Genomic DNA, 16,732 nt, shown 5'->3' with positions numbered 1-16,732 from the left:
CGGCTCAGTCCTTCCGCGGCCGCCAGGCGGCGTAAGCGATGCTGAGTGGTGCCAGCACCGCCATCACCGGCAGCAGCGGCAGGTGCAGCACGCCGATCGCTAGAAAGGTGATGAGGATGATCGCGACCGGCACGGCGGAGCGGGCTGCCCGGCGCGCGGCGCGGACGCCCATCTGCAGCGACAGCCCGACCGCCGCCGCGGCCGCGCCGGCCAAGGCCAGGTGGACGGAGCGGACTTGCGCCACCTCGGCGAAGGCCGCGGCGGCGGCAATGGCGACCAGCATCGCCGGGATCACCATGCCGAGCACGCCCGCCAGCGCCCCTGGCCCGCTGCGCAGGCGGAATCCGATCCAGAGCGACAGGTTGACGACGTTGACCCCGGGAAAGGCCTGCGCCAAAGCGAGGCCGTTGAGGAAGTCGGCTTCGCTGATCCAGCGCCGGTTCTGCACGAACTCCCGCAGCATCCACCCGCTCAGCCCCCCGCCGAAGCTGGTCAGCCCGATCTTGGCGAAGGCCAGGAAGATCTGCCCCAGTCCCGGCGGACCGACCGGCGCCGCCACATCCGCTGCGGTCTCAGCCATGCCCGCCCCGATTCTCCGCGATGCCTCCACTCAAGCGCACGCGCGGCGCGGCAACAAGGGGCGCGACAACGCGTCCGATCGGATCGTGATGCCGATCCCCGCCGACGTATCGACAGCTGTTGACACGGAGCGGCTCTCGACCAATGTTTATACAGATGTATCTACAGTTGGCCATGCGAGGGTCCGCATGCGGATGACCGTCAAAAAGTGGGGCAACAGCGCCGCCGTGCGCATCCCTGCCGCGATCATGGAGGTTGCCCAGATCTCGATCGACCAGCCGGTGGATGTCCGGCTGGAAAGCGGCCGCATCGTCATCGAGCCGATCCTGGATGACGGTATTGCCGGCGACGACCTTGACACCCTCCTGGCCGGTGTCACCGACGAGAACCGGCACGATCCGGTGGATTTCGGGCCGGCTGTCGGCAAGGAAGTCTGGTAAATGGCGAAGCCGCCGGCCTACGTCCCCGACCGTGGCGACATCATCTGGATCGATTTCGACCCCCAGGCAGGGCACGAGCAGGCCGGGCACCGCCCGGCCCTCGTCCTCTCCCCGGCCCCCTACAACGCCAAGATCGGGCTGCTGATCGCCTGCCCGATGACGACCAAGCTGAAGGGCTACCCCTTCGAGGTGCCAATCGCCGGTGGCATCCCCAGCGCGGTGCTGGCCGATCAGGTCAAGTCGCTCGACTGGCGGGCGCGCGGAGCGGTGTTCAAGGGCCGGGCCTCGGCGAGCGAGATCACGGATGTCCGCAAGAAGCTGCGCGCGCTGATCTGAGACACGCAGCCGCCGCCCTCCCCGTCAGCCGAAGGTGGCGAACTCCTGCTCGCCGCGAGCAAAGCGGGCGAGCTTGGCGAAGAAGTCCTCCAGAATCCAGCGCACGTCGATCGAGTGGTACAGCTTGATCGGCCGGTGCGCGCCGGTGTGGATGTAGTGCATTTGCGGGCTGAACTCCGGCGCCGGCACCCATTCCGAGATCCCGCCATTCGGGTTGAGGATCACCGACAGGGCCGGCGTGTCGCCGAGCGAGCGGTGCTCGATCGGGCCGGGATGGACCTTCAGGTTCCACTCCACCAGCTGGTCGACCAGGTACTTGCCGATCGGCCCCTTGTCGTAGACCCGCTCGTACAGCTCGGCATAGCCGACCGCCATCATCCGGTAGACGGTCATCGGGATCTGCCAGAGCTGGACCTTCGACCGCATCACCACATTGGCGGCGGCGATGTCGTTGGACAGGTTGTATTCCCGGCCGCCGGTCGGCCATGGCCCGCCGCCGATCCAGACCACGACGACGTTGCGCTGGTTCAGCCGCGGCTCCATGAGCAGCGCCGAGGCCATGTCGGTGAGCGGCCCGAGGAAGGCGACGTGGAGCGGGCGCGGATCGTCCTTCATCGCCTCCTCGACGATGAGATGGGCGCCGGCGGAGGGCACCGGCGTCCGCTCGTCCGGCAGCGCCCCCTCGGCGCCGTCGGCGACCCGGACCCGGCCGGACAGGTCCATCAGCTGCAGCAGCCTGGCCACCTCGTCATGGCTGTCCTCGAGGCTGGTCTTCGACTTCAGTGTGCCGAAATGCGCCGGGCTGATGCCGTGCAGGTCCAGGCTCGGCGTCAGCAGCGCATGGACGATGGTGTACTGGTCGTCCGCCTCGTTCTTGGCGTCGGTGTTGAGGATGAGGCGGGCCTTCTTCTCCGGGGGCAGCACGTATCAGTTCCCTTTCGCTGGCGCGCTCATTTCACCGCCCCGGCCATGCCGTGGACGAAGTAGCGCTGGAAGAACAGGTAGAGCAGGAGCAAGGGCGCGATGGTGATCAGCTGGCCGGCCGCGAGCAGGTCGTAGGCGGTCGAGAATTCGGTGCTGAACTGCACCACCCCGAGCGGCAGGGTGCGCTGCGCCTCGGTGCGGATGAAGATCTGGGCCAGGATGAACTCGTTCCAGGTGGCGATGCCGTCGAGGATCAGCAGCGAGACCACCGCGGGCGTGGCCAGCGGCATCACCACCCGCCGGTACACGCCCCACCAGGAGCAGCCGTCGATCCGCGCCGCCTCGATCATCTCGGCCGGGATCGCGCGGAAGAAGCCGCGCAGCACCAGGATGCCGAGCGGCAGGCCGAAGCCGAGATAGAGGAAGAACAGCCCCGGCAGGCTGTCGATCAGGTCGAGGCGCTGGTACAGCAGGGTCAACGGCACCAGCGTCATCTGCATCGGCACGATCAGGCCGAGCAGGAAGATGGTGAAGACCAGGCTGCTGCCGCGCATCTTCATCTTGGTCAAAGCGAAGGCGGCGAGCGAGCAGATGAAGATCCCGGCCGGGACCTTGAGCACGGTCAGCACCATCGAGTTCCAGAAATAGGTCTGGATGCCGATCGCCCAGGCCTTGGCGAAGTTGCCGAATTCGAGCGACTGCGGCAGGGCGAAGGCGCCGTTCTGGGCGAAATCCCCGGCGCTCTTCAGCGCCGTGAACACCAGGATGATCAGCGGCGCGGTCCAGACCATGCCGCCGATGGCCAGCGCGGCGTAGAAGCCGAGCGACCCGAAGCGCAGCCGGAACGGCCGGCCCCGGACCGCCGCGCCGGCGAGGGAGACGGCCGTCATCGGGTGCGCACCATGTGGCGGGTGTAGGGGACGGCGAAGACCAGGGTCAGCAGGAACAGGATGACGGCGATGGCGGTGCCGAGCCCGACCTCGTTGTGGTTGTAGGTCAGGAAATACATCCAGCTGCCCAGTACCTGGGTGCGGTTGGCCGGGCCGCCATAGGTCATGACGTAGATGATGTCGTAGACCTTCAGCGAGTTGATGGCGGTGATCGCGACCACGACCATGGTGGTCTCGCGCAGCAGCGGGAAGGTCACGTACCAGAAGCGCTGGAACCGGCCGGCACCGTCGATGCGGGCGGCGTCCAGCACCTCCCTGGAGATGGTCTGCAGCCCGGCCAGGAACAGCAACATCGGCAGGCCGGCATTGTGCCAGGCGGCAGCGACGAAGACGGAGTAGAGCGAGATCTTCGGGTCCGACAGCCAGTTGCGCTCGAGGCCGGAGAGGCTCAGCACCTCCAGCATCTGATTCACCAGACCGAGGCTGGGGTGGTACATCCAGCTCCAGATCAGCCCGACGATGCTCATCGACAGGATCGCCGGGAAGTAGAAGACGCTGCGGAAGAAGGCGCTGCCGCGGAACCGGCCTTCGAGGGCCAGCGCCAGGGCCAGGCCGATGCCGGTCGGGACCACCAGCGACAGCAGGCTCCAGATCACGTTGTTCTTGAGCGCGATCCAGAACACCCGGTTGCGGGTGAACAGCTCGACATAGTTGCCGAGCCCAACCCACAGCTTGTCCGGCGACACGCCGTCCCATCGGAACAGGCTGAGCCAACTCGAATACGCCATCGGATAGACCAGAACGATGGCGAAGATCAGCGCCGCCGGGGCCAGGAACAGCCAGGGCGCCAGCACCTGTTCGACCAGCTTGCGCGGCAGCCGCCGCGGTGGCCGCCTCCGGCTCGTCTGCAGGCTGGCGTCGGCCATGCCGCGGGCCTCCCGTCAGTTGCTGGCGCGGCTCTTGCTGCGGTCGATCGCCTCCTGCACCTGGGCCGCCGCCTCCTCCGGCGACATCAGGTCGAGCAGCACCGAATCCTGCGCCTCGAAATAGGCGGCGACGACATCCTGCGGCAGGCCCTGGTCGGTCAGCCGGTAGAAGCCGATCTCGCCCTGGGTCCATGTCGACCATTGCCGCTGGATTGGCAGGTCCTCGGCCGGCAGGATGCCCTTGGTCGCGCTCGGGAAGCCGACCGCCTGCGCCGTGACCGGCGCGATCTCCGGCCGCACGACATAGCTGGCGAACAGCAGCGCGGCCTTGCGCACGTCGTCGGAGGCCTCGGCATTGACCTGGATCTGCGACGGCGAACCCGGCACCCGTTTCGGCGTCCGGTCGGTCGGCAGCGGGAAGGTGCCGTAATCGGCCGGCGACTTGCCCTCGCGGACGATGCGGCTGAACTCCAGGCTCGGCGTGTCGAACACCATCGCCGCCTGGTCGTTGTAGAGCAGCGGCATGTTGGTGGCCGGGTCGACGGTCAGGAATCCGTCCGGGAAGTAGCCCTTGTCGGCCCATTCCTTCAGCTTGGTGAAGGACTGGATGACCGGCTCGGACTCCCAGGACTCCGCCATGTCCAGCAGCGCGTCATGCCCTTCCGGCCCGGCATAATGCTCCAGGAAGAAGTCGAAGAAGCGCATCGTCATCCAGCTGAACTTGCCGCCGATCGAGAACGGCGTGACGCCGTTCGCCTTCAGCGTCTCGGCGACCTTCTCCAGCTCGGCGAAGCTCTGGGGCGGCTGCAGCCCGTATTTGTCGAACAGCGCTTTCTTGTAGACGAAGCCGAAGGGCCCGATCTTGTTCGGGATGCCGTAGAGGTCGGCGCCGTCGCGGGTGATGTCGAGCGCCGCCGGCGTCACATTGGCCTCGACCCCGAGCGCCGCCAGCAGCTCCGGCGTCAGCTTCAGCGCATGACCGGCCCGGTTGTAGGGCGAGGCCAGCGACCCGCCCCAGTTCCACCAGGCATCCGGCAGCTTGCCCGACGACGCGCCCACCCGCAGCGCCTGCTTCAGCTCGTCGGTGCCGAACTTGGTGAAATGCACGGTGACGGTCGGGTAATCGGCCTGGAAGCGCTCGATCACCAGTGGCCAATTGTGCGAGGCGAGGCCGAAGAACTCGATCGTGACCGGCTTGGCCGGTGCCTCCTGCGCCCAGGCGGGGCCAGCGACGAAAGCCGCCATTAGCATCGCTGCGCCCGCGACCATGGATCGACGCGTCAGAGCCTGCATGTCGCCCTCCCCCGGCGATGGAGACGTTGAGGTCGTCTATGCCCGGCGGTTCGGCCGCCTGTTGGTTACCGGCATTATGGTGTGCTGGTATGATGAGTCAACCAGCAAAGTCGAGGCGTCCGTTGCGCAAAACGGAAAAGCCCCACGGGCTTTCGCCGGCGGGGCCTGACTTGGGCGGTTGCGGGATGTCGCGCCGGGCGGTTATGGCGAAGCCTCAGAACTCCTCGACGCCGAGCACGCCGGGGACCGATTTCAGCGCCGCCTTGGCCCGGCCGCCGACAGCGTAGCCGCCGGGCAGCTCGATCTCGACCTCCTTGGTCGGCGACAGCAGCAGCTGCAGGTTGACCTTGCAGCGCCCCTGCCCTTCGCGGTCGAGCAGCCCGTGCAGCGGCTGGATCGCCTGCACCCCGTCGACATAGACGACGAAGCGGGCGGCGCTGCGGGCCAGGGCCTGGTCGATCGGCTCGACCGACAGCGCGGTCAGCCGCAGTTCCTCGCCGCGGCTCTGGATCTCGACCGCCATGGCCAAAGCGGCGCCGACCTCGAGCAGCTGCCGGGCCGTGGCCAGGGTCTCGGCGAAGAAGGTGACCTCGAACACGCCGCTGGCGTCGGAGAAGGTGCCGAAGCACATGCGATTGCCGGTCTTGGTCGTCATCTCGCGCTTGGCCATCAGGATGCCGGCGAGGCGGAGCTGGGTGTGGCCCATCCGCATCTTCTGGCCGATCTCGGCCGAGCGCACCGAGCCGAGGCGCTTGGTGTTGTAGGTGTCGAGCGGATGGGCCGAGAGGTAGAAGCCGACCGCGTCGAACTCCTGCCGCAGCCGCTCCATCGAATCCCAGTCCGGGATGGTCGGCAGCGGCGGTGCGCTCAAGCCCCCGCCGGCAGGGCCGCCGAACAGGCCGATCTGGCCGCTCTCGCGCTCCGCCGCCATGGTGTGGGCGTAGCGCAGCAGCGTCTCGAAGGAGGCGACAACGCGGGCGCGGTTGCCGTCGATCGAATCGAAGGCTCCGGCCCGGGCCAGGTTCTCCAGCTGGCGCTTGTTCAGGAGCTTGAGGTCGAGCCGCCGGGCCAGGTCGAACAGGTCTTTAAAGGGTCCGCCGCGCTCGCGCTCGATCACCAGGCTGCGCATCGCCTCCGGCCCCACCCCCTTGATCGCGCCGAGGGCGTAGCGGATCGCCTTGCTGCCGTCGGGCAGGGTCTCGACCGCGAAGACAGCATCGGACTTGTTGATGTCGGGGATCAGCAGCTTGATGCGCAGGCGCGTCAGCTCCTGCCGGAAAACGTTCAGCTTGTCGGTGTTGCCGAGGTCGAGCGTCATCGACGCCGCCAGGAACTCGACCGGATGGTTGGCCTTCAGATAAGCGGTCTGGTAGGCGACGATGGCATAGGCGGCGGCGTGCGACTTGTTGAAGCCGTAGCCGGCGAACTTCTCGACCTGGTCGAAGATGGTGGAGGCCTGGCCGGCCGGCACGCCGCGGGCCACAGCGCCCTCGACGAAGGTGGCCTTCTGGGCGTCCATCTCCGCCTTGATCTTCTTGCCCATGGCGCGGCGCAGCAGGTCGGCGCCGCCGAGCGAGTAGCCCGCCAGCGTCTGCGCCACCTGCATCACCTGCTCCTGGTAGACCATGATGCCGTAGGTCTCTTCCAGGATCGGCTGCAGCGACGGGTGCAGGTAGTCGGGCGCCTTGGTGCCGTTCTTGACCTCGATGAAGGTCGGGATGTTGTCCATCGGGCCGGGGCGGTACAGCGCCACCAGCGCGATGATGTCGCCGATGCGGTTCGGCTTCATCCGCCGCAGCACATCGCGCATGCCCGAGCTTTCCAGCTGGAACACGCCGGTCGCCTCCGCCCGGCCGAGCATGGTGTAGGTCGGCGTGTCGTCGAGCGGGATATGCGCCAGGTCGATCTCGACGCCGCTGGCCTTGATCAGGTTCTCGGCGGTGCGCAGCACCGTCAGCGTCTTCAGGCCGAGGAAGTCGAACTTCACCAGCCCGGCCTGCTCGACATACTTCATGTTGAACTGGGTGGCCGGGATCGGTGAGCGCGGGTCTCGGTACAGCGCCACCAGCTGGTGCAGCGGCCGGTCGCCGATGACCACGCCGGCGGCGTGGGTCGAGGCGTGGCGGTAGAGGCCCTCAAGCTTCATCGCCAGATCGATCAGGTGGCGCACCGCCGGGTCGTTGTCGCGCTCCTGCTGCAGCGCCGGCTCGCCCTCGATCGCCTGGGCCAGGGTGACCGGGTTGGCCGGATTGTTCGGCACCAGCTTGCAGATGCGGTCGACCTGGCCGTACGGCATCTGCAGCACCCGGCCGACGTCGCGCAGCACGGCGCGGGCCTGCAGCTTTCCGAAGGTGATGATCTGCGCGACCCGGTCGTGGCCGTATTTGTCGCGGACATAGGTGATCACCTCGTCGCGCCGGTCCTGGCAGAAGTCGATGTCGAAGTCGGGCATCGACACGCGCTCGGGGTTCAGGAAGCGCTCGAACAGCAGGCCGAAGCGCAGCGGGTCGAGATCGGTGATGGTCAGCACCCAGGCGACGACCGAGCCGGCACCGGAGCCGCGGCCCGGCCCGACCGGGATGTCGTGCGCCTTGGACCATTTGATGAAGTCCGAGACGATCAGGAAGTAACCCGGGAACCCCATCTTCTCGATGACGTCGAGCTCGTAGTCGAGCCGGGCGGTGTATTTCTCCCGCACCGCCTCGCGCTCCTCCGCCGTCATCTCCGGCGTGTAGACATGCGCTTCCAGCCGGGCCGTGAGCCCGTCATGCGCCTGGGCGCGCAACTCCTCCGCCTCGGTCCGGCCGGCCTCGCTCGGGAAGGTCGGCAGGATCGGGTTCCGCTTCTTCGGCATCACGGCGCAGCGCCGGGCGATCACCAGCGTGTTGTCGACCGCCTCCGGCAGGTCGGCGAAGAGCTGCCGCATCTCCTCGGCCGAGCGGAAGCGGTGATCGCGGGTCACCCGCCGGCGGTTGGCCTCGACCACATAGGTGCCGTCGGCGATGCACAAGAGCGCGTCATGCGCCTCGTACATGTCCTCGCCGGCGAAGAAGCAGTCATTGGTGGCGACGAGCGGCACGTCCTCCTGATAAGCGAGGTCGATCAGCCCGGCCTCGATCCGGTCCTCTTCCTCCATCCCATGCCGCATCAGCTCGACATAGAGCCGGCCGGGGAACAGCGTCTTCAGGTAGCGCAGCGTGGCCAGCGCCCGCTCCGGATGCTCGGCCAGCAGCAGGCGGCCGACCGGGCCCTTCGGCCCGCCGGTCAGGGCGATGACGCCCTCGGTGTGGCCTTCCAGGGCTTCCAGCGCGAGCTGCGGCGCCAGCCCCTGCTCGGTCTCCAGATAGGCGCGGCTGGTCAGCGCCATCAAGTTCTCGTAGCCGGCCTCGTTCTGGGCCAGCAGCACCAGGCAGTCGGGCTCGGCGATGGCCGGGCCGCCGACGCGGGCGCCCGATTCCGTCTCCGCCCGGGTGATGCTGAGGATGGTGCCGATGATCGGCTGGATGCCGTAGTCCTTGGCGGCGAAGGAGAATTCCAGCGCGCCGAACAGGTTGCCGGTGTCGGTGACCGCAACGGCGGGCATCTGCAGCTTCTTGCAGATGCCGACCAGCTCCTTGATCTTGATCGCCCCTTCCGACAGGGAATAGGCGCTGTGCACGCGCAGATGGACGAAATCGGCGTGTGGCATGCGGCGGCTCTCCGCGGCGACGGAATGGGGACGGCCCGGTTCGGGGAATCGGGCGACGGTTTATTGATAGGCTATCTCGGACAGCAACCGAACCCAAAACTGTCATGCCCGGGCTCGACCCGGGCGTCCACAGACTGTCGGGATCTTCTGGATTGCCGGGTCAAGCCTGGCAATGACAATAAATAGGTCGCCTCGTTTGGCGTCTATATTCTCAGCGGACCTCTAGCTCAGCCATCGCGCCATGCGCTGCATGGCCTCGCTTTGCGTCAGCGTCCGCCCCGCCTCGACTGCCTGATCTCCGCGGGCAATGCCTTCGAGTTGCGCAATCAGGGCCGATTCCCGGTTCCGATCCAACTCGGCGAGGAGATCGATAGCCTTACGCCCAGGGGTCGTCGTTGGTCCGGTTCGCATGCCACGATTTTAAGGCCTCTCCTCACATCGGGCAAACGCTCACTCGTACCGCAGAGCCTCGACCGGGTCGAGGCGCGCGGCCCGCCAGGCGGGGTAGATCGAGGCCAGCAGCGACAGGGCCAGCGCCATGCCGCAGACCAGCATCACCTCGGCGGCGTCGATCTCGGTTGGGATCCGGGTCAGGGAGTATTGCCTGGGGTCGAAGATCGGCGTGCCGGTCAGCTGCTGCAGTCCTTGCCGCAGCGTCTCCAGGCTGTCGGCCAGGGCGATGCCGAGGCCGAGCCCCGCCAGGGTGCCGATGATGCCGATGGTGGCGCCGGCCAGGAAGAAGATGCGCAGGATCGACCCGCGCGAGGCGCCCATGGTGCGCAGGATGGCGATGTCGGCGCCCTTCTCCTTCACCAGCATGATCAGGCTGGAGATGATGTTGAAGGCCGCCACCAGCACGATCAGCGACAGGATCACGAAGAGCACGTTGCGCTGCCCGGCGACGATGTCGAGATAGCCGGACAGCGCCTGCTTCCAGTCGAAAAAGCGGATTCCGGGGCCGGCGGCCTGCTGCAGGGCCGCGGCGATCTCGCCGATCCGGTCCGGGTCGCGGACATAGAGGTCGAGCCGGGACACGCCCTTGAGCCCGAGGAGCGATTGCGCCGCCGGCAACGGCAGCACGGCGACGCCGCTGTCGAACTGGTAGAGGCCGGCATCGAAGATCGCGACCACGGTGAAGGCCCGCGCGGTCGGACCGGCGGACTGCTCCCCCTGCCCGGCCGCGGCCGGCGCCAGCAGGGTGAGCTTGCCGCCGAGGGCGAGGCCGAGCTTTTCGGCCAGGCCGCGGCCGATCGCCACCGCGTCGCCGCCGGCGAAGGCGCCGGGCGCCTGCAGTTGCAAGTTCTGGGCGACCAGCGGTCGGGCCAGGAAGTCCTCCGGGCTTTCGCCGCGGATCTGGACGCCGGCCGAGGCCTTGCCGGCGCTGGCCAGCGCCTGGCCCTCGACCACCGGCACGACCTGGGTGACGCCATCGACCCCGCGCAGCCGCCCGGCCGCCGCCTCGTAATCGGCGATGGCGGCCCCGCCCAGGGGAGCGGCGCTGACATGGGCGTTGAGGCCGAGGAACCGGGCCAGCAGCTCGGTCTGGAAGCCGTTCATCACCGAGGTGACGGTGATCAGCGTCGCGACGCCGATGATGATGCCGAGCAGCGAGAAGCCGGCGATCAGCGAGACGAAGCCCTGGCCGCGGCGGGCCCGCAGGTAGCGGAAGGCGACGGTGCGTTCGAAGGCGTTGAACATAGGTCTCTCAGGGACCGGATGCCGGTGCGAAGGGATCGGCGATGCGCAGCCGACCCTCGACGATCAGCCCGTGCTGCATATCCTCCGACCAGAGCGTCTCGCAATCGGCCTGAAGCGCCGCGGCGACGATCATGGCGTCGTAGATCGAGAAGCCATATCGCTCGGCCATCGCGAGGCCCGTGTCGTGAAGCGCCGCGGTCAGCGGCTCCACCGGCAAGAGGGCACGCACCATCGACAGGAACGCCCGTGTCTCGTCCCACGACAACGTCATCTTCCGGCGAGCTACATTCGCGATTTCATTCAGCACCTGGACGCTGATCGTGCCGCCTTCGGCGATCAGGCGTTCCGCCCGATCCGCCTTGGCCTTATCCGCGGACGCGATGTAGAGCAGCACGTTCGAATCGAAGAAGCTACCGGGCATTCGCCTCGTCCCGATCGAACTTGAAATCCTCGGGCAGGCGGCCGCGGAACGCTCGAAGCCGGGCCAGCCACTCCTCCCGCCCGGGCTTGCGCGACACGCCGAACTCCCGCTTGTCCTGGACGTGGATTTCGATGTCGTCGCCTTCCTTCAGATTCAGCGCCTCGACCACGGCGGCAGGCAAGCGGACGGCCAAGCTGTTTCCCCATTTGGCAACCTGCACGGCAACCCTCCATCCATATACATTTTTCAAAGTATATCATGGAACGGGCGCTCGCCGCACCCCTACCGCGCCGCCAGCACGCCGTCGCGCATCTCCACCACCCGGTCCATGCGTGCGGCCAGATCCAGGTTGTGGGTCGCGATCAGGGCGCCGACGCCGGTCGACCGCACCACCTCGACCAGCATCTCGAACACGGCGTCCGAGGTGGTGTGGTCGAGATTGCCGGTCGGCTCGTCGGCGATCAGCACCTTCGGTGCGTTGGCCAGCGCCCGGGCGATGGCGACGCGCTGCTGCTCGCCGCCCGACAGCTGGGCCGGGCGATGCTCCAGCCGCCCGGCCAGGCCGACCCGGGCCAGTAGATCGCGCCCCCGCTGGCGCGCGGCAGCCCGCGGCTGGCCGGCGATCATCTGCGGCAGCACCACGTTCTCGATGGCGCTGAACTCCGGCAGCAGGTGGTGGAACTGGTAGACGAAGCCGATGGCCGAGCGGCGCAGCGCCGTGCGCGGCCCGTCGCCCAGCCCGTCGCAGCGCTGGCCGGCGATGGTGATGGTGCCGCCATCCGGCTGCTCCAGCAGGCCGGCGATGTGCAGCAGGGTCGACTTGCCGGCGCCGCTGGGGCCGACCAGGGCGACGATCTCGCCCCCGGCCAGCGACAGCCCGGCGCCGCGCAGCACGTCGAGCCGGGTTTCGCCCTGGTGGAAGCTGCGGCGGATCCCTTCGAGGCGAAGCACCTCGGCGGCGGTGGTCATGGCGGCGTCACTCATAGCGCAGGGCCTCCACCGGATCGAGCCGGGCGGCCCGCCAGGCCGGGAAGATCGAGGCCAGGAAGGTCAGGCCGATGGCAAGGAGGCAGACCGCGACCACCTGGCCCGGATCGACCAGCGCCGGCAGCGAGGCCAGGAAGCTGAACTCGGCGGCGAAGGTGCCGGGGCCGAGCACGCTTTGCAGCCATTCGCGGATGGCGTCGACATTGGCGGCGAGCCCGAGGCCGAGCGCCAGCCCGGCCAGGGTGCCGACCGTGCCGATGGTGGCGCCGGCCAGGAAGAAGATGCGCAGGATGGCACCGCGCGAAGCCCCCATGGTGCGCAGGATGGCGATGTCGCCGCCCTTGTCCTTCACCAGCATCACCAGGCTGGAGACGATGTTGAAGGCCGCCACCAGGATGATCAGGGTCAGGATGATGAACATGGCGCTGCGCTCGACCTGCAGCGCCGTGAAGATGGTGGCGTTGGCGTCGCGCCAGTCCGACACCTTGAGGTCCGGCCCCACCGTCTCGGCCACCTTCGCCCGCACGGCGTCGAGCCGCTCCGGATCGGTGGTGAAGATGTCGAGGCCGCCGGCCTGGTCCTTCATCTGGAACAGCTGCTGCGCCGCCTCGAGCGGCATGAAGACGGTGGCGGAATCGACCTCCTGCAGCCCGGTCGTGAAGATCGCGGCCACGGTGTAGGTCTTGGCCCGAGGCACCAAGCCGAAGGCGGTGCGGTTGAAATGCGGCGTGACCAGCGTCAGCTCGTCGCCCAGACGGACGCCGAACTGGCCGGCCAGGCCGCTGCCGATGGCGACCCCGTCGGTGCCGGAGAAATCCTCCGGCCTGTCGATCAGGATCGACCTCGCGATCGCCGGACGGCCGAGGAAATCCGCCGGCTCGACACCCTCAACCGCCGCCGGCGCGCCCTGGAAGCTGGTGAAGTCGGAATCGCGGCTGACCAGCGCCTGGTCCTCGATCACCGGCGTCACCCGCACCACGCCCGGCACCTGCCGCAGCCGGTCTGCCAGCGGGCCATAATCCGGCAGGCCGGCGCCGGCCGCGGCGCTGACCTTGAGATGGGCGTCGAAGCCGAGCACGCGCTGCACCAGCTGGGCGCGGAAGCCGTTCATCACCGACATGACGATGATCAGCGTCGCCACGCCCAGCAGGATGCCGAGGAAGGAAAAGCCGGCGATGACGGAGATGAAGCCTTCCTTCCTGCGGGCCCGCAGGTAGCGGAAGGCGACGGTCCGTTCGAAGGCGTTGAACATGCTGGCACCGGCGGATCGCGGGCTCAGCCCTTGATCCGCGCCACCACCGCGTCGAGCGGCAGCTCGATCTTTTCGCCGGTGGCCCGGCGCTTGATCTCGGCCACGCCGTTGGCGGCGCCGCGCGGCCCGATCACCACCTGCCAGGGCAGGCCGATCAGGTCCATCTCGGCGAACTTCGCCCCTGCCCGCTCGTCGCGGTCGTCGTAGAGCGGGTCGAGGCCGGCGGCCTGGAAGCGCTGGTACAGGTCCTGGGCCGCCGCGTCGCAGGCGGCGTCGCCCGGCTTCAGGTTGATCAGCCCGACATCGAAGGGCGCCACCGCATCCGGCCAGATGATGCCGGCCTCGTCATGGCTGGCCTCGATGATGGCGCCGGCCAGGCGCGACACGCCGATGCCGTAGCTGCCCATCTCGACCGGCCGCGGGGTGCCGTCCGGCCCGGCCACGGTCGCGCCCATCGGCGCCGAGTATTTGGAGCCGAAATAGAAGATGTGGCCGACCTCGATGCCGCGCCGGGTCTGCAGCTCGGCTGCCGGGACCGGGCAGTTGGCCGCATCGTGCATCTCGTCCGCCGCGGCGTAGAGGCCGGTGACGCGGTCGACGAAGGCGGCCAGATCATCGTCGGGGCCGAGCTGCCGCGCCTCGGTGTCCAGCTCCAGCAGCCGCGGATCGACATAGACCTGGCTTTCTCCGGTCTCGGCCAGGATCTGGAACTCGTGGCTCAGATCGCCGCCGATCGGGCCGGTGTCGGCCTTCACCGGCACCGCCTTCAGCCCCAGCCGGGCGAAGGTGCTGAGGTAGCAGACGAAGAACTTGTTGTACGACCGCCGCGCGGACTCGTAGTCGATGTCGAAGCTGTAGGCGTCCTTCATCAGGAACTCGCGGCCGCGCATCACGCCGAAGCGGGGGCGCACCTCGTCCCGGAACTTCCACTGGATGTGGTACAGCAGCTGCGGCAGCTGCTTGTAGCTCTTCACCGACGAGCGGAAGATGTCGGTGACCATCTCCTCATTGGTCGGCCCGTACAGCATGTCGCGGTCGCTGCGGTCGCGGATGCGCAGCATCTCCTTGCCGTAATCGTCGTAGCGGCCGCTCTCGCGCCACAGATCGGCCGGCTGGATCGTCGGCATCAGGATCTCCTGACAGCCGAAGCGGTCCTGTTCCTCGCGCACCACCTGCTCGATCTTCTTCAGCACCCGGAAGCCAAGCGGCAGCCACGAATAGATGCCGGCCGCCTGCTGGCGGATCATGCCGGCGCGCAGCATCAGCCGGTGCGACACGATCTGCGCCTCGCTGGGATTCTCCTTCAGGGTGGGCAGGAAGAACTGGGACAGGCGCATCGAGCGGGCCTTCGTCTGGAACCGTTGGGACACTTCAGGCGCGCGACTTTAGGGAAGGACCGGCAGCCTGTCCATGCGGGGTTCCGCGGCATCGCGAAACTCCCGACACTCGCCGCAATGTTCGTGCCCCGGGGAGTGATGTCGGAGGCCGCCAGCAGGGCGGCCGCCGGTCATCGGGTTCCGCCCGGACTGACATCGTCCTCCGGCGGCAAGGCTGCTCGCTCCGGATCATCTGCGTCAGATCCGCCCTCCTCCGACCGCGGCGGCGTGGACGCCACATTCGATATCCGGTCCTCTTCGATCGCCCGGGGCACTGTCTGGGTGTAGACAAGTACGGTGAACAATGCGCTCTCCGCGTCGGTCTCCAAAGTGGCTGCACGTTGCGCGATCAGATCGGGCAGGTCCGCTATCGGGATCGGTTCTTCCGCTGCGACCACCTCACCGTAAAACGCATCCAGGGCAGCCTCCACCCGATCGTGTCCTTCGCTGCCTTCGGTCAAGATCTCGCTTGGCTTCTGCTTCCTCGTGCCGTATTGCATTTCGTAAATATAACAGAGACCTAGACAAAAAATGCTTGAAATTACTGTATTGACGAATATACGGAGCGCTTCATTCGGAATGGCATCCCGCCCCGCTGGGCCTAGCCGCACTCCTCCATTGAGCGCTAAATACGTATTGAACACCAGGACGAATGCAAAGAACTTATTGCTATCGTTTGCAACCGAAAATGCAGATTTTAGCAATTCCTTTGGACTCTTCTCAAGTAATTCCTTGTTCGATTTCCACTCGGCCTCGTATTCGAGCGGGCCGATGGCTCCGAATTGGTTGCCCGCGACCAGTTTCACGAGCGGCGGCGTCAGGGTGCTGTAACCGACCAGCGCTCCGGCCCACAAGGCGCCGATCTGGGCTCCTCTTCGGATGAGGTCGCCGGCATTCTGGTCTGCGAACCCGCCGGGCCCGACGTAATCGTTTGAATATGACCAAGCTGTGGCAGGAATGAAACTCAAGGTAAACGTAGTGGCCCCCGCCATATATACTCCGATCTTTCTCCAACCGGTCGGGTCGACGCCGGCAAGCTGCGGCACCTTTATCGTCCTGAATGTCTTTAAGATTTCAGTGAAGGTTGCATAGAAAGCGGCGCCCACCGTCGCCGGCGCAAGGCTGGCAGCGACGTCGTAGCTTTTCGCGAATCCAATACCGCCTAGCATGGACAAGGTATAGATAAGGTCTCCGATGGTCGCATCCCACTTCTGGTCTTTGGCGTTCAAGGCGGCCGAGGTCAGCATGATGAGAGAGCTGACAGCCTGACCTGTGTAGTAGACGCCTTCGGCAAGCCCGGTATTTTCGTCAGGCTGGCCAAGCTTCAGCGACTGAGCGGTCAAGGATTGGAAACCTGGCCGGAGACCGAAACCCAGGAGGCTGATCAGGCCCGTCGTCTTGGCAACCTGCCAGAAATTGAGCCCCCAGCGGATGGCGGCATTTTTGTCGGACGGTCTCGCGCCAATCTCGTTGATGATTTGCCGGACAGCGGCCTGGACCGCCTCCAGGTCCGGAGCGGTATGTTCCGGATCGTCCGAGTCAGTCCGAGTGCCCATGAAGGCAACGAAGTCGGGATCCTTGAAGACGGCGTCCACCTTCCGGGCGAGCTCGAGGTCGCGGTGGAGCAACTCGGTGACTGCCGCTGTCACTTCCGCTCCGGACGGCAGCATCTCGATCCACTCGCCCCCCGGGGCAGGCTGCGGCGATGCCGCGGTGATGGCCCCCTCCTGCTGTCCACCGCCGCCGTTCCCCGCCCGGGACGATGAGGGGAGGTTGCCACTGGCGTTAGCCCTCGTCAGGGCATCGACCCAGCTGGTAAATCTCGGTTGGTTCGCCAGGTCGGCGTCACCGCTCCGGCCTCCATTCCCTTGTCCGGTCGCTGGTGCATCCGTCATCGGCCTGTCCTCCGTTGCTGTGCCCTG

Annotated in this window: 15 protein-coding genes; 2 read left to right on the top strand and 13 right to left on the bottom strand. The window is 67.2% G+C overall.

Annotated elements, in window-relative coordinates; genetic code table 11:
- Window positions 1–4: 4 nt before the first annotated feature.
- The gene (locus AAHM41_RS11240; RefSeq protein WP_342236621.1) at window positions 5–580 is read right to left on the bottom strand and encodes a chromate transporter; all 576 of its coding nucleotides are present in this window, start codon (window positions 578–580) and stop codon (window positions 5–7) included.
- 187 nt (window positions 581–767) lie between these two features.
- Here AAHM41_RS11240 and AAHM41_RS11235 point away from each other — a divergent pair, with 187 nt between their 5' ends.
- On the top strand, window positions 768–1,019 hold the full coding sequence (locus AAHM41_RS11235) for an AbrB/MazE/SpoVT family DNA-binding domain-containing protein (RefSeq protein ID WP_342236620.1): 252 nt from the start codon (window positions 768–770) through the stop codon (window positions 1,017–1,019).
- A complete protein-coding gene (gene mazF, locus AAHM41_RS11230) occupies window positions 1,020–1,355 on the top strand; it encodes an endoribonuclease MazF (RefSeq protein ID WP_342236619.1) in 336 nt (111 codons plus the stop codon). It abuts the gene before it with no gap.
- Between the two features lie 24 nt (window positions 1,356–1,379).
- Here mazF and AAHM41_RS11225 read toward each other — a convergent pair whose 3' ends face one another.
- The 12 genes from AAHM41_RS11225 to AAHM41_RS11170 form a co-directional block, all read right to left on the bottom strand.
- Window positions 1,380–2,279 (bottom strand): nucleoside hydrolase, encoded by a 900-nt coding sequence (locus tag AAHM41_RS11225; protein ID WP_342236618.1) that lies wholly within the window; start codon window positions 2,277–2,279, stop codon window positions 1,380–1,382.
- A gap of 26 nt (window positions 2,280–2,305) precedes the next feature.
- Entirely contained in the window at window positions 2,306–3,169 is an 864-nt protein-coding gene (locus AAHM41_RS11220) for a carbohydrate ABC transporter permease (RefSeq protein WP_342236617.1), read from the bottom strand.
- Complete coding sequence (locus tag AAHM41_RS11215; RefSeq protein WP_342236616.1) at window positions 3,166–4,095, bottom strand: carbohydrate ABC transporter permease; 930 nt, start codon at window positions 4,093–4,095, stop codon at window positions 3,166–3,168. The genes AAHM41_RS11220 and AAHM41_RS11215 overlap by 4 nt, the downstream gene beginning before the upstream one ends.
- A 15-nt stretch (window positions 4,096–4,110) precedes the next feature.
- Complete coding sequence (locus AAHM41_RS11210) at window positions 4,111–5,340, bottom strand: ABC transporter substrate-binding protein (protein ID WP_342236615.1); 1,230 nt, start codon at window positions 5,338–5,340, stop codon at window positions 4,111–4,113.
- A gap of 262 nt (window positions 5,341–5,602) precedes the next feature.
- Window positions 5,603–9,076 carry a DNA polymerase III subunit alpha gene (gene dnaE / locus AAHM41_RS11205; RefSeq protein WP_342236614.1) on the bottom strand — a complete coding sequence of 1,158 codons (3,474 nt, stop codon included), beginning with the start codon at window positions 9,074–9,076 and terminating at the stop codon, window positions 5,603–5,605.
- Between the two features lie 450 nt (window positions 9,077–9,526).
- Window positions 9,527–10,774, bottom strand: a complete 1,248-nt coding sequence (locus AAHM41_RS11200) for a lipoprotein-releasing ABC transporter permease subunit (RefSeq protein WP_342236613.1) — start codon at window positions 10,772–10,774, stop codon at window positions 9,527–9,529.
- A 7-nt stretch (window positions 10,775–10,781) separates the two neighbouring features.
- Window positions 10,782–11,195: a PIN domain-containing protein gene (locus AAHM41_RS11195; RefSeq protein ID WP_342236612.1), complete on the bottom strand. Its 414-nt coding sequence runs from the start codon at window positions 11,193–11,195 to the stop codon at window positions 10,782–10,784.
- On the bottom strand, window positions 11,185–11,415 hold the full coding sequence (locus AAHM41_RS11190) for an AbrB/MazE/SpoVT family DNA-binding domain-containing protein (RefSeq protein WP_342236611.1): 231 nt from the start codon (window positions 11,413–11,415) through the stop codon (window positions 11,185–11,187). The genes AAHM41_RS11195 and AAHM41_RS11190 overlap by 11 nt, the downstream gene beginning before the upstream one ends.
- A 62-nt stretch (window positions 11,416–11,477) precedes the next feature.
- Entirely contained in the window at window positions 11,478–12,179 is a 702-nt protein-coding gene (locus tag AAHM41_RS11185) for an ABC transporter ATP-binding protein (protein WP_342236610.1), read from the bottom strand.
- Entirely contained in the window at window positions 12,172–13,434 is a 1,263-nt protein-coding gene (locus AAHM41_RS11180) for a lipoprotein-releasing ABC transporter permease subunit (protein ID WP_342236609.1), read from the bottom strand. Before AAHM41_RS11180 ends, AAHM41_RS11185 begins: the two co-directional genes overlap by 8 nt.
- A 23-nt stretch (window positions 13,435–13,457) precedes the next feature.
- A complete protein-coding gene (gene proS / locus AAHM41_RS11175) occupies window positions 13,458–14,771 on the bottom strand; it encodes a proline--tRNA ligase (protein ID WP_342236608.1) in 1,314 nt (437 codons plus the stop codon).
- A 170-nt stretch (window positions 14,772–14,941) separates the two neighbouring features.
- Window positions 14,942–16,705, bottom strand: a complete 1,764-nt coding sequence (locus AAHM41_RS11170; RefSeq protein WP_342236607.1) for a hypothetical protein — start codon at window positions 16,703–16,705, stop codon at window positions 14,942–14,944.
- Between the last annotated feature and the right edge of the window lie 27 nt (window positions 16,706–16,732).

The organism is Inquilinus sp. OTU3971, assembly GCF_038440215.1.
Note: the sequence above shows the minus strand (reverse complement) of the source record. Positions and strands in the feature narration are given on the sequence as shown.